Annotated in this window: 7 protein-coding genes; 5 read left to right on the top strand and 2 right to left on the bottom strand. The window is 69.5% G+C overall.

Going from position 1 to position 13,767, the window contains the following annotated elements; genetic code table 11:
• Positions 1-6: 6 nt before the first annotated feature.
• From ABSH63_RS12415 to polA, 5 genes are read left to right on the top strand one after another with little or no spacing between them, the layout of a single operon-like run.
• Entirely contained in the window at positions 7-1,764 is a 1,758-nt protein-coding gene (locus ABSH63_RS12415) for an autotransporter assembly complex protein TamA (RefSeq protein WP_352890185.1), read from the top strand.
• Positions 1,761-5,117 (top strand): translocation/assembly module TamB domain-containing protein, encoded by a 3,357-nt coding sequence (locus ABSH63_RS12410; protein ID WP_352890184.1) that lies wholly within the window; start codon positions 1,761-1,763, stop codon positions 5,115-5,117. Before ABSH63_RS12415 ends, ABSH63_RS12410 begins: the two co-directional genes overlap by 4 nt.
• A gap of 54 nt (positions 5,118-5,171) precedes the next feature.
• Entirely contained in the window at positions 5,172-5,324 is a 153-nt protein-coding gene (gene lptM / locus ABSH63_RS12405; RefSeq protein WP_352890183.1) for an LPS translocon maturation chaperone LptM, read from the top strand.
• A 27-nt stretch (positions 5,325-5,351) separates the two neighbouring features.
• Positions 5,352-6,599: a diaminopimelate decarboxylase gene (lysA, locus tag ABSH63_RS12400; protein WP_352890182.1), complete on the top strand. Its 1,248-nt coding sequence runs from the start codon at positions 5,352-5,354 to the stop codon at positions 6,597-6,599.
• Positions 6,596-9,376 (top strand): DNA polymerase I, encoded by a 2,781-nt coding sequence (gene polA / locus ABSH63_RS12395; protein ID WP_352890181.1) that lies wholly within the window; start codon positions 6,596-6,598, stop codon positions 9,374-9,376. Before lysA ends, polA begins: the two co-directional genes overlap by 4 nt.
• 355 nt (positions 9,377-9,731) lie before the next feature.
• Here the strand turns inward: polA and ABSH63_RS12390 are convergent, their stop codons facing one another.
• Together ABSH63_RS12390 and ABSH63_RS12385 are read right to left on the bottom strand one after the other, a co-directional pair.
• Positions 9,732-11,219 carry an OmpA family protein gene (locus ABSH63_RS12390; RefSeq protein WP_352890180.1) on the bottom strand — a complete coding sequence of 496 codons (1,488 nt, stop codon included), beginning with the start codon at positions 11,217-11,219 and terminating at the stop codon, positions 9,732-9,734.
• Positions 11,220-11,300: 81 nt separating this feature from the next.
• Positions 11,301-13,436, bottom strand: coding sequence for a hypothetical protein (locus ABSH63_RS12385; protein ID WP_352890179.1), 2,136 nt, complete (start codon positions 13,434-13,436; stop codon positions 11,301-11,303).
• Positions 13,437-13,767 lie beyond the last annotated feature (331 nt).

Raw genomic sequence — 13,767 nt, 5'->3', positions numbered from 1 at the left:
CCGCTCGTGGCCAGGTCGCATCCCGGGCATCTCCCCGGCCGTCTGGGGCTCGCCGCGCTGCTGCTGGCGAGCGCGGCGGCGCATGCCGACATCGACGTGCGCGTCAGCGGCCTCGACGGCGAGCTTCTGACCAATGTCAATCAGCGCCTGGGCATCCGTGCCGACGCCAAGCGCGAGGATCTCGACGTGGCCCTGGTCGAGGCCTTGCACCGTCAGGCGTTCGAGGACATCCGCGTCGCGCTGCAACCCTACGGCTACTACAACCCGGTGATCGACGGCCGCCTGCAGGGCGAGGCGCCCGAGTGGCGGGCGCGCTACCGCGTCGATCCTGGGCCGCGTACGGTGATCGACAGCGTCGAGCTGCGCATCGACGGCGAGGGCAGCGCCGAGCTGCAGCCGCAGCGCGAGGCGATTCTGCAGCGCCTGCGTGCCGGCGAACCGCTACGGCACACGCGCTACGACGACGCCAAGAAGGCCTTGTCGAGCGCCGCCTATGCGCGCGGCTATCTCGATGCGCGCTTCACGCGCGCACAGATGCGCGTGCTCGCGGACGAGAATCTCGCCCGGATCCTCCTGCACTTCGACACCGGCCGGCGCTACCGCTTCGGCGCCGTCAGCATCGAGCAGGAGGTGCTCGATGCGGACGTCGTCGAGCGTTACGTCACCATCGAGCCCGGCGCGGTCTATGACCCGCAGAAACTGCTCGACACCCAGTTCGCGCTCAGCGATCTCGGCTACTTCGCCAGCCTCGAAATCCTGCCGCAGCGCGAATCCGCGGAGGACGGCGTGGTGCCGATCGTAATCCGCACGACGCCACGCGCGCGCACGCTGTACAACTTCGGCGTCGGCTACGGCACCGATACCGGCGCGCGCATCGGCGCCGGCGCTGAGGTGCGCCGCTTCAATCGGCGCGGCCACACCGGCAAGCTCGAAACACGGCTGTCCGAGGTCAAAAACACCGCGCGCGGCGAGTACCGCATCCCGGTCGGTAGCGTGATCGGCGAGACGCTGGCGCTCGCCGCCGAGTTGACGACCGAGCGTCTGGAAGACGGCGAAAGCCAGAAGTGGGGGACCGAGCTGAGTCTGTCGCGCACCCCCGGAGACTGGCAGCGCAAGCTCTACATCGGGTTCACGCACGAAGAATCGGAACTGGGTTCGACGCGACAGCGCGCCGACCTGCTGACACCGGGCGTCGCGCTGACGCGCAACGAACTCGACGATCCGATCTACACCCGGCGCGGCTGGTCGCTGTTCGTCGACGTGCACGGCGCAGTGCGCGACGTGCTCTCGCCGACCAGCTTCGTCAGCTCGCGCGCGATCGTGCGCGGCGTGCTGCCGCTGGGCGAGCGCGCGCGCCTGCTCGGCCGCGCCGAGTACGGCGCCAACCTGGTCGAGGCCTTCGGCGAGCTACCGGCGTCGCAGCGCTTCTTCGCCGGCGGCGATCAGTCGGTGCGCGGCTACGCCTATCAATCCATCGGTCCGCGCGACGAGCAGGGCGCGGTCATCGGCGGCAAGTTCGTGAACACCTACAGCATCGAAGTGGAAACGCGCATCTGGAACGACTGGGGTGCGGCGCTGTTCTACGACCTCGGCGGTGCCGACGACGATCCGGCGCCCAAGCTGCTGCAGGGTATCGGCGCCGGCCTGCGCTACCGCGCGCCGGTCGGCTCGGTGCAGGTGGATCTGGCCCATCCGCTCGATGATCGCGACGGCGGCAGCGGCAGCGGCGTGCGCCTGCATCTGGGCGTGAGGGTGGGCCTGTGAGCGCGGCGTCGATCACGCGGATGCTGCTGCGCGTGCTGCGCGACGCCAGCGGACTGCTGCTCACGCTGGTCGCCGGCGCGCTGGTGTTCCTGCTGTTCACCGAGGCCGGCGCTCAGCTCGCGCTGCGCGAACTCCAAGCGCGGCTCGGCATGATCCGCGCCGAGAACGTCGGTGGCCGGCTGTGGGGACCTCTGCACGCCGAGCGCCTGGTCTACGAGGACGACTTCGTCGTCGTCGAGCTCGACGCGCTGTCCGTGGACTGGTCGCCGTTGCAGGCGCTGCGTGCACGCGTCGCGATCTCGGCGCTGCAGGCCGAACGCCTGCGCGTCGTCGTCAAGCCGCGCGAGCCGGCAGCGCCGACCGAACCTTCCGGCGATGCGCTGACGCGGCTGCCGGTGGACCTGGTCCTCGGCGCGCTGCGCGTGAACCAGGTCGAGGTGAGTCTGCCCGAGGCCGAGCCGCTGCGCTTCGATGCGGTCGTCCTGCAGGCCGATTGGCTGGGCGAGCGCGTGCGGCTGCACACGCTGCAGGCGAGCACGCCGTGGGTCGGCGCGCTGACGCTCGCCGGCAGCGTGCGGCTGCGGGCGGACGCCGTCGAGATCGAGGCGCTGAGCGTCGCCGGTTTCGTCGATGCCCAGATCGAGGGGCGCTACGGCTACGACGCGGCGTCCGATCTGCGGCTGCGCTGGTCGGCACTGCGCTGGCCGCCGCAGGGCGAGGTGCAGCTTGCGAGCGAGCATGGCAGCCTGCACTGGCAGGGCCTGCCCGATGACTGGCGCTTTGCGCTCGATGGCAGGCTGCAGGCGGCCGGCGAGACGCTGCAGATCGTTGCCGACGGCCACGGTTCGCTGGCCGCATTGACGCTCACGTCCGCGCGTATCGACAGCGGTCACGGCCGCATCGACGCGCGTGCAAAGCTGCAATACGACGGCCTGCAGCTCGATGCGCAGGGGCGCGTCGAGGCGCTCGATCCGCAGCACTACCTGCCGCAGCTCGAAGGTTGGGTGCAGGGCGGGTTCCGCGTGCAGGCCAGGCTTGCCGGCGCCGCGCCGGATCTGCGCTTCGAGTTGAACCTCGATGATTCGCGCCTGCAAGGGCACGTCGCCGATGTCGATGCCACCGGCCACTGGCGCGGCGAGGTGCTGACGCTCGAGCGCTTCGAGGCACGCGCCGGCAACAACCATGTGCGCGGGGCCGGACAGGTGCTGCCGACGCTCTCCGCACAGGTGCAGATCGACGCCGCGGAGCTCTCTGCGCTGCTGCCGGAACTCTCAGGCCGCGTGAGCGCACGCCTGCGCGCCGACGGGCCGCTGGCCCGGCCGCGGCTGTCCGGCCGCATCGACGCCGAGCAGCTCACCTACGGCGACTACGGCGGCGAGCAGGTGCAGATTCGCTTCGACCTCGATCCGGCGCAGCGTCTAGAGCTCGACGCGAGCCTGCGCAAGCTGTCGGTGGGCACGCCGATCGACAGTGCCGAGATCGATCTGCGCGGCACGCTCGCGGATCATCGGCTGAGCCTTGCTGCGGTGTTGCCGCAGGGCAAGGTCACGGCAGCGCTCGCGGGTGCACTGGATCTGCAGGCGCGCGACTGGGCCGGCCGCATCGACGAGACGCGGATCGAGCTTGCCGAGTTCGCGCCGCTGGTTCTCGAAGCGCCGGCGGCGCTGCGCCTGCGGCCCGGTCGGGTCGAGCTCGAACCGGCGTGCCTCACCGCCGATGCCGCGCGGCTGTGCGCGGCGCTGCGCCCTGTCGACGGCGCACGCCGCATCGCTTTGCGCCTGGAGCGCCTGGAACTGGCGATGCTCGAACCCTGGCTCGGCGGTCTCAAGGCGCAGGGCCTGATCGAGGGCCGAGGCTATGTCGATCTGGGCGAAAGCGGCCTCGACGATCTGCGCCTTGATCTCGGAACCAGCCGCTTGCGCCTCGCCCGCGCCGGGCTGCCGCCGCTGACGCTGTTGCCGGGCCATCTGCGCGTGATCGAGGACGGCCGCGCCCTTTTGCTGACCGCCGAGCTGCCGCTGGAGCGCGGCGGGCTCGCTGCGAGCGGCCGGCTCGCGCCGGGCGAGGACTTGCTCGCGCGTGCGCTGACCGGCGAGCTGCGCCTCGACGTGCCCGAGCTGAGCTGGCTGCAGCTACTCAACGTCGAATTGCAGGACACCCGTGGCCGCCTCACGGGCGAGGTCCGCGCGCAAGGGACCCTCGCCGCGCCGCGCTTCGACGGCCGCGTCGGTCTGAGCGAGGCTTCGCTGCGCCTGCGCACGCCGGGCATCCGTCTCGACGACATCGAGGCCTCGTTGACCGGCAGCAGCGATGGCGTGCTGCAGGTGGATGCGCACGCGCGCTCGGGTGAGGGTGCGCTGCGCGTCGACGGCGAACTCAACCCCTGGCGAGAGCCGCTGGGCCTACGGTTGCGCGTCCACGGCGAGGACTTTCTTGCGCTGCGCACGCCCGAAGCCCAGGTGCGCATCACGCCGGATCTGCGCGTCGAGCTCGCAGATGGCGAGTTGCACGTGAGTGGCGTCATCGACGTGCCGCGCGCCGAGATTACGCCCAAGCGCATCGGTGGCGGCGTCGGTCCGAGCACCGACCAGATGATCGTGCGCCGTGGCGACGCGGCCAGCGGCGACGGCGCGCTCGGCATCCACGCCGACGTGCGCCTGCGCTTGGGCGAGGCGGTGCGCTTCGACGGCTTCGGCCTGACGACGCGACTCATCGGCGCGGTGCGCGTGATCGAGCGACCCGGCGTGCCGACGAGCGCGCGCGGCGAGCTGCGCCTGATCGACGGCCGCTACGAGGCCTACGGCCAGGAACTCGATGTGGAAACCGGCAAGCTGCTGTTCACCGGCGGCGCGCTGACCCAGCCCGCGGTCGAGCTGCGCGCGACGCGCGAGCCGCGCGAGGACATCATCGTCGGCGTGCTCGTGCGTGGCACCCTCGACAAGCCGCAGTTCAGCCTGTTCTCGACGCCGGCGATGCCGCAGGAACAGCAGTTGTCGTGGCTGGTGCTCGGCCGCTCGCTCGACGGCGCCGGCAGCGCTTCGGACCGCGGCCTGGTCGCCGATGCCGCGCTCGGCTTGGGCCTCGCCGGCGGCGAGTGGCTTGCGCAACGCTTCGGCAGCCGCATCGGCCTGGACGAGGTCACGCTCGGCGCCAAGCCCGGCGAGCGCAGCGAGCAGGCGCAGCTCACCGTCGGCAAGTACCTGTCGCCGAAGCTGTTCATCAGCTACGGCGTCGGCCTGTTCCAGCCGGGCCAGTCGTTCCGCCTGCTCTACGACATCGGCCGCGGCTTCAAGCTCGCCACCGAAACCGGCGTCGAGTCCGGCGGCGATCTGCTGTACACGATCGAGCGCTGAGGGCAGCGGGTCGCGGCCGCTATACTGCGCGCCCGCTTGTTCCCGAGCGTGCCGATGCGCGTGCTGATCCCCTTGCTCCTTGCCGCGGTGCTCGCCGCCTGCGGCCAGACCGGGCCGCTGGTGCCGCCGGATCAGGCGGCGATGCCGCCACCAGAGGCGGACGCGACCGCGACGCCGGCGCCCACGCCCGCCGCCCCCACACCCTGACGCGCCCCGAGGCGCCGTTCTGTTCCGATGGATCATTTCGAATCCCGCGACGGCGCGCTGTACGCCGAGAACGTTTCCGTCGCCGAGATCGCGCGCCGCTACGGCACGCCCTGCTACGTCTACTCGCGCGCGACGCTGGAGCGGCACTACCGCGCCTTCGACGAGGCGCTGGCCGGCGTCGATCATCAGGTCTGCTACGCGGTCAAGGCGAACTCCAATCTCGCAGTGCTCGATGTGCTGGCGCGCCTGGGCGCCGGCTTCGACATCGTCTCTGGTGGTGAGCTCGCGCGCGTGCTCGCCGCCGGCGGCGATCCGCGCAAGGTCGTCTTCTCCGGCGTCGGCAAGACCGAGGAGGAGATGCGCGCGGCGCTCGCCGCCGGCATATTCTGCTTCAACGTCGAGTCGGCCTTCGAGCTCGAACGGCTCGATGCGATCGCACGCAGTCTCGGCACACGCGCACCGATCGCACTGCGCGTGAATCCGGATGTCGATGCGAAGACGCATCCGTACATCAGCACCGGCCTCAAGCAGAACAAGTTCGGCGTCGACATCGCCACTGCCGAAGCACTCTATGCGCAGGCAGCCGGCATGGCCGGCATCGACGTCGCCGGCGTTGCCAGCCACATCGGCTCGCAGTTGCTGGACATCACGCCGCTGCTCGATGCGCTGGATCGCGTGCTCGCGCTGATCGAGCGGCTGGCCGCGCGAGGCATCGTGCTGCGCCACATCGACTGCGGCGGCGGCCTGGGCGTGCGCTACCGCGACGAGAACCCGCCGACGCCGCGTGACTGGGCGGTGGCGATCAAAGCCAAGCTCGCCGGCCGTAGCTTGCGCGTGCTCGCCGAACCGGGCCGCGCGATCGCCGGCAACGCCGGAATCCTCGTGACCCGCGTGCTCGGCATCAAGCGCGGCGAGGAGAAGTCGTTCGCGATCGTCGACGCCGCGATGAACGACCTTTTGCGTCCGACGCTGTATCAGGCGTGGATGGACATCGTGCCGGTGCAAGCGCGCAGCGACGTGGCGGCACGGGTCTACGACGTCGTCGGCCCGGTCTGTGAGACCGGCGACTGGCTCGGCAAGGACCGTAAGCTTGCGATCGCCGCCGGCGATCTCTTGGCGGTGCGCACCGCGGGCGCCTATGGTTTCGTCATGGCCTCGAACTACAACACTCGTGCGCGTGCGGCCGAGCTGATGGTGGACGGTGATACGGTGCACGTGGTCCGCGCCCGCGAGACGTTCGCGGATCTTGTGCGCGGTGAATCGACGCTGCCATGAGTGAGGCGGCGCACAAGTCGGCCGCCAAGCCGTTGATTCTCATCGACGGATCGAGCTGGCTGTTCCGCGCGTATCACGCCCTGCCGCCGCTGACCAATGCGCAAGGCCAGCCGACCGGCGCGGTGTTCGGCATGGCCAACATGCTGCGCAAGCTGCTCCGGGATTACTCGCCCGAGCGCATCTGTGTGGTCTTCGATCCCAGCGGCAAGACCTTCCGCGACGATTTGTACGCCGACTACAAGGCGACGCGCACCGAGACGCCGGAGGATCTGTCGGCGCAGTACCCGGCGATTCTCGAACTGGTCGATGCGCTGGGCTTGCCCTCGCTGACCGTCGACGGCGTCGAGGCCGACGACGTCATCGGCACGCTGGCGCGCGCCGCCGCCGCGCGCGGCGAGCCGGTGCTGATCGTCACCAGCGACAAGGACATGGCGCAACTCGTCGACGAGCGCGTGCATCTGCTCGACACGATGAAGAACCGCCGCCTCGATCCGGCCGGCGTCTTCGAGAAGTTCGGCGTGCCGCCCGAGCGCATCGTCGACTACCTCGCGCTGATGGGCGACAACGTCGACAACATTCCGGGAGTGCCCGGCGTCGGCCCGAAAACCGCGGCGAAGTGGCTCAACGCGTACGGCACGCTTGACGACATCATCGCCAAGGCCGACGAGATCAAGGGCAAGGTCGGCGAGAACCTGCGCGCGCATCTCGACCAGTTGCCGCTCGCGCGCGAGCTCAGCCGAATCCGCTGCGATATCGCCCTGCCGCTGTCGCTCGACGAACTCACGCCGCGCACGCCAGATGCCGAACGTCTCGCCGCGCTGTACCGCAGCCACGGTTTCAACCGCCTGCTCGAGGAGATCGAGCGCGGCGAGGCCGCGAGCGAGGAGGTCGCACCGTCGCCACCGCCGCCGCGCGAATCGCCCGCGACCGCGGTCACCACGGTGCTCGACGAAGCCGCGCTCGACGCCTTGCTGCATGCCCTGCGGGAGGCGCCGCTGATCTGCTTCGACACCGAGACCGACCGCCTCGATCCGCATCAGGCGAATCTGGTCGGGCTCGCGTTCGCGGTCGAGCAGGGCAGAGGCTGGTATGTGCCGCTCGCGCACGATTATCTCGGCGCGCCCGCACAACTCGATCGCAAGACCGTGCTCGATCGCCTGCGCCCGCTGCTCGAGGACGCACGCAAGCCCAAGCTGGCGCAGCACGGCAAGTTCGACATGAACGTGTTGGCCGCGCACGGCGTGCGCGTCGCCGGCCTGACGCACGACACCATGCTGCAAAGCTATGTGCTCGACGCCGCCGGCAACCGCCACGACATGGACTCGCTGGCGCAGAAGTATCTCGGCCACACGACGATCAAGTTCGAGGACGTGGCCGGCAAGGGCCGCCATCAGCTTCCCTTCAACCAGGTCGAGATCGACAAGGCCGCCGCGTACGCGGCCGAGGACGCCGACATCACCTTACGCCTGCATGGCGCGCTGTATCCGCGCGTCTGCGCGATCCCCGAGCTCAAGCGCGTCTACGAGACCATCGAGATGCCGCTGGTGCCGGTGCTGGCGCGGATGGAGCAGACCGGGGTCAAGGTCGATGTCGGTTTGCTGCGCACGATCAGCAGCGAACTCGCCACGCGCATGGACGAGCTCATGGCGCAGGCGCACGCCGCGGCCGGCAGCGAGTTCAATCTCGGTTCACCCAAACAGCTCGGTGCGATCCTCTACGAGCGGCTCAAGCTGCCGGTGCTCGGCAAGACCCCCAAGGGCGAACCCTCGACCGCCGAGGACGTGCTGGAGGAGCTGGCCAGCCAGCACCCGCTGCCGCGGCTGATTCTCGACTGGCGCGCGCTCGCCAAGCTGCGCTCGACCTATACCGAGCAGTTGCCGCAGGCGGTCAATCCGCGCACCGGGCGGATTCACACCGCCTACGGCCAGGCGATCGCCGCGACCGGGCGGCTGTCGTCGTCGGATCCGAACCTGCAGAACATTCCGGTGCGCAGTGCCGAAGGCCGGCGCATCCGCCAGGCCTTCGTCGCCGAACCCGGCAACGCCCTGCTGGCGGTCGATTATTCGCAGATCGAGCTGCGCCTGATGGCGCATTTCTCCGGCGACGCACGTCTGCAGCAGGCGTTTCGCGAGGGCCGCGACATCCACCAGGCGACCGCTGCCGAGGTCTTCGGCCTGCCGGTGGACGAGGTGCCGGCCGAGCGACGCCGCGCCGCCAAGGCGATCAACTTCGGCCTGATCTACGGCATGTCCAGCTTCGGCCTTGCGCGCCAGCTCGGCATCGGCCGCGGCGAAGCCCAGGAGTACATCGACCGCTTCTTCGGCCGCTATCCCGGGGTCAAGGCGTTCATGGACGCGACCCGCCAGGCGGCGCGCGAGCGCGGCTATGTCGAAACCCTGTACGGCCGCCGTCTGTACCTGCCGAACATCCGCTCCAAGAACCAGAGCCTGCGCCAGTACGCCGAGCGCACCGCGATCAACGCACCCTTGCAGGGCACGGCGGCCGACCTGATCAAGCTGGCGATGATCGACGTTGCCGACTTTTTGCAGCAAAAGGCCGCCGATATCCGCATGATCATGCAGGTTCACGACGAGTTGGTGTTCGAGGGCCCGGCCGCGACGCTGGCCGCACTGGCACCGGCGATCGCGGCGCGCATGTGCCGCCCCGGCGGCGACCGCTCATCCCCCTTATCGGTACCACTCGTCGCCGATTGGGGGGTCGCCGGCGACTGGGATGCGGCCCACGCCGTCAGCGGTCACGCAACTAGCGCTGGCTGAACGAAATTTAGTTTTTCAGCCGAGCAAATCTCACTGACTTTGATGTCAGTCTGCGCGCGTAAGCCGTTGATTTCATGAGTTCAGGGTGTGTTCAGCACGGCGCCGTGGCGGCCCCTGTGCGACCGTGGTTTGAACTCCAGCGCGCGGCCCCCATCTAAGTCTGCGAGCGGCGATCCTCCCTGTCCCGCTCCCCGCCTCACTCCCTGGGCGGGTCCGGCATCCCCCAAGCCGGAAAGCGTCGCCCGGTGGCCTCCCCCCAAGGTCACCGGGCTTTTTTCACGTCCGCCGCCTGACCAGGCCGAGGTATCCCGGCCCCGCCCGTACACCGGCCACGGTCATGGTGGCGTGCGGCGCCTCACTCGACGACCTTGAGCTCGACGCGGCGGTTGTTCTCGCGTCCGGCCTCGGTTTCGTTGGTGTCGATCGGCCGGCTTTCGCCGTAGCCCACCGGCGTCATGCGCCGAGCCGCCACGCCGCGGCCGGTCAGATAGGTCTTGACCGAGTTCGCGCGCCGCTCCGACAGGCCCAGATTGTAGGCGTCGGTGCCGATGGCGTCGGTGTGGCCTTCGAGTTCGACGTCGAGGTTCGGGTAGGCCTGCAGGGTCTCGGCGACCTCGTTGAGGATCATCTTGGCTTCCGGCGTCAGGCGATCTGAGTCGAACTCGAACTTGACCCCGCGCAAGATGAAGTTCTTGTCGAGCGCGCAGCCGTTGGCGTCAACCTGCTCGCCCGGCCGCGGCCTGCGGCAGTCGCCCTGCAGGGCGCAGCCATTGGGTAGCACCTTGGCGCCGGGCGGCGTGTTCGGGCACTCATCCAGATGATCCGGCACGCCGTCGCAATCCGAATCCAGTGGGCAGCCGTCGGGTCCGACCGGGATGCCGGGCGGCGTGTCCGGACAGCGGTCGAGATGGTCGAGTACGCCGTCGCCGTCCTTGTCGCTGAGCGGACAACCGTCGCTGCCGACCTGTACGCCGGGCGGCGTGTTCGGGCAGCGGTCGAGACGATCGGGAACGCCGTCGCCATCGGTGTCGATCTCGCAGCCGTCGGCACCGACGATCGCCCCCGGCGGCGTGCCCGGGCAGCGATCGAGGTAGTCGGGCACGCCGTCGCCGTCGGTGTCCAGCGGGCAGCCATCGGCGTCGACCTGCACACCGGGCGGTGTGTTCGGGCAGCGGTCCTTGGCGTCCGGCACGCCGTCACGATCGGCGTCCAGCGTCGGGTCATAGGGACGCTCGCCCAGGGCGATGCGCAGGCCGGCGAGGACCTGCCAGGTGTAGTAGTCCGAATCCGGCAACACGCCTTTCTCGGAGATGCTGTCGATCTGGTAGCGGCCTTCGAGCGAGAGCATGGTCAGGCGGCCCAGGCGCTGCAGGAAGCCGAGCGTCGCATAGGGTCCGAAGGCGCCGACGCTCTCGCCGAGAAAGTCCACGCTGGAGGCGTGCGCGCCGCCGCCGATGAATGGCTGGAAGTCCGAGGCCTGCTCATAGAACGGCGTGCCGGGGAACAGCAAAAGCCCGGCCCGAAACGTGGTGCGCTCGTAGTCGCCGGCATTGCTGGTTTCGAGCACGGAGAAGTCGCCGCCGAGTTCGAGGGTGAGGTGGTCGCTGAGCGGTCGCGTGGCTTTGAGACCGCCGGCGAAGCCGGAGTCCAGATCGCTGCGGTCGGCGAGGATCGCGCCGATCTGCGGCCACAGCGACCAGCGGTTGTCCATGACCGGCCGCAGGTATTCGTAAGCCGGCGCCGGCGTCGCCGCCGCGCCGGGCGCCGCCGTCGCTTCCTGTGCACCCGCCATCGCCGGTGCGAGCCCCATCGAAATCGCGCACAGCCAGCGCCTGCAATTCATGGCTACTTTCCTTGTGTGGTGCCGGGAATCTGCATCCGCGGCTGAAGATGTCGGTCCTATCGCCGTCGACCCGGGCCGGGATCAGGGCGGCCCCGGGGTGCCGCATTCCTGCGGCACCGCCGGATTGTTCGTCAGCACGGCGAGCAGCTGCTCGACCGCGTTGGTCAGTTGACAGGCCAGCGGCTCCAGCACCGGTGAGATCAGAAACTCGTCGAGCGTGTCGATCAGCGGCGCGGTGATGGGTCCCAGTATCCCTTGCAGCGTGGTCACCAGGCTGTCGATCGGCACCGCATCCAGCGTCTCCAGCAGCGGCGACAGACCCGAGGTCACCGCCGACAGCACGTTGGTGACTTCCACGATGCCCAGCAGCGAGTTGCTGCCGAACAGCGGCGCCAGCGCTTCGCACAGTGCGTTGCCGTCGTTCGAGCCGCTGAGCAGGATGTCGTTGGTCACCGGCAGCACCAGCACGGTCATGCCATCGGTGCGGGTTTGGCTCGGGTCGGCCGGGTTGGTGTAGGTGGCCGTCACGCAGTTGAAGCCCACGCGCACGGCGGCGTCCGCGTATGCAAGTCCGTTGGGCTGCAGCGCGCCCTGCGGCAGGCCGTCTTGCGCGGCCGGCTCGTCGGGGAAGCCGTCGTCGTCGGCGTCGACGAGCACGCGCTCGCCCGGCGTGTAGAGGTCGCCCACGTTGGCCGAGGGCGCAGAGGCTTCCGTCATGCAGCGGAACGCCCCGGTCTCGGGGTCCTGTGCCCAGTAGCCGGCGACGCTGTTCCAGACGATGCCGTCGTCATAGGGATCGGCGCCGGGCTCGGTCGAGCGCGGCGGCAGATTGCTGACGTTCTGCGTCGGCGCGGTGGCGAGGAAGGCGGCGGCGCTGGGCTCGCCTTGCTCCCCGGTATCCGGATCCGGCGGCGGCAGCGCGGTGCAGTTGCCGTCGTCATCCAGATCGGTGGAGGCGCACGTGGCGGCGAACGCGAACACCTTGAGCGCGGCGCGCGGCGTGCGGTTGCCCAGGCCGTCGATCAAAAGGTTGTTGGCGCCCACACAGGCGAACTTGTGCGTCTGCGCGTCGGCCAGCGAGATCATGTCGCCGTCATCGAAACCCGACTTCGCGAACACGGCCAGGCTGTTGTTGCCGAGCACCCGTTCGACCACGACGGTGACCGGGCGGTCGTTGGTCAGGCCGTCGAAGGTGGCGACGACGGTTGTGTTGCCCGGGCCGGTACCGGTGACAACGGCAGTGTCGCCATCCACGGTCGCGATCGAGCCATTGCCGGTCGCCAGCGTCGTCGAGGCGGTGATGTTGCACTCGTAGGCATTGGTGAGGCCGACGTTGAAACGGCCGCGGATCTGCAGCTGTGCCGTGCCGCCCACGCCCAAGCGGATCGGCTGGTCCGGCGTCAGGCAGGCGCCGCTGTCGGCGCGGCAGCCGCCGAAGGCGCCCGCCGGCGGCACCGTCTCGATGCAGATGTCCTGCGCCGAGGCGATCTGCGCCGGCCGCACCTGGGCGCTGTCCGAAGCTTGCAGGCTGCCGGCTGGGCCGCAGACGTTGCCGGTATAGGTCGCGGTGATCGTGACCGGCGTCACCGCTTCGACATGGGCCTCGGCCTGCGCGAGCGAGCCGTCGATGATGACCACGCCATCCGGATCGGCGGTCCATTGGGTCGCCGGTGAATCCGACACGTCCTGAGTCGTGCCGTCGCTGAAGGTGAGCGTCGCGATCAGGTTGGCCTGTGTGCCGGTGGTGTTGCCGGAAACCAGGATGCCGGGCTCGACCGATGCGGTCAGACTGCTGCCGCAGGCCTCGTTGACGGTGACGGTGACGCCGCCCGAGGTGATGCCGCCGCCGCTGGCGGTGATCGTCGTCGTGCCGGGCATCGCACCGGTGAGCACGCCGCTGTCCGGGTCGATCGGCGCGACGTCCGGCGCGCTGCTGCCGAAGCTCAAATCGGGACACACGCCGACTACCGACTGCGTATCGCCGTTCTCGTCGACGCGCCGGTAGGTGCAGCCGCCGACGACCTGACACTGGCCTTGCTGACCGACCGCGAGGCTGTTGCCCGGACCGGGCAGGTTGCAACTGACCTGCCCGATGCCAGTCAGCACCGGCGGCGGCAGATCGGGGCTGCGCAGCGAACCCTCGCCGCAGGCAGCAAGAAGAAGCGCCGCAGCCAGAATCGGACTGGACGGAGGACAACGCAGGCTGGCCATACGCATGTGGGGTTCTCGATCGGGGCCCGGCCCCGGATAAGGTTTTCGCGCGATTTGGCCCGTGGATATCAGGGCGACCCCAGCACGAACCCGCACGATCGACATGCGGCGTACGTCCTCGAGCGGGCAGGCCATTCCCTTGAAACCCTCGTCAGACCCATAAGCGCGTGGGCACCGCCGATTGTTGCACTTCGGGTTGGCACCCGACAATGCGCTAGCCCGGATCCGTCACCAGCGAGCCGATAGACGCGCCTGGAGCACGGGCGGAGGCTTTCTGGTTTCGGAATGACCAATTTGACGACACGGTGAGGGTATTTTCGGCGCTTTGGACGCAGCT

The sequence above is a fragment of the Sinimarinibacterium thermocellulolyticum genome (assembly GCF_040327995.1).
Classification (GTDB): Bacteria; Pseudomonadota; Gammaproteobacteria; order Nevskiales; family Nevskiaceae; genus Solimonas; species Solimonas thermocellulolyticum.
Note: the sequence above shows the minus strand (reverse complement) of the source record. Positions and strands in the feature narration are given on the sequence as shown.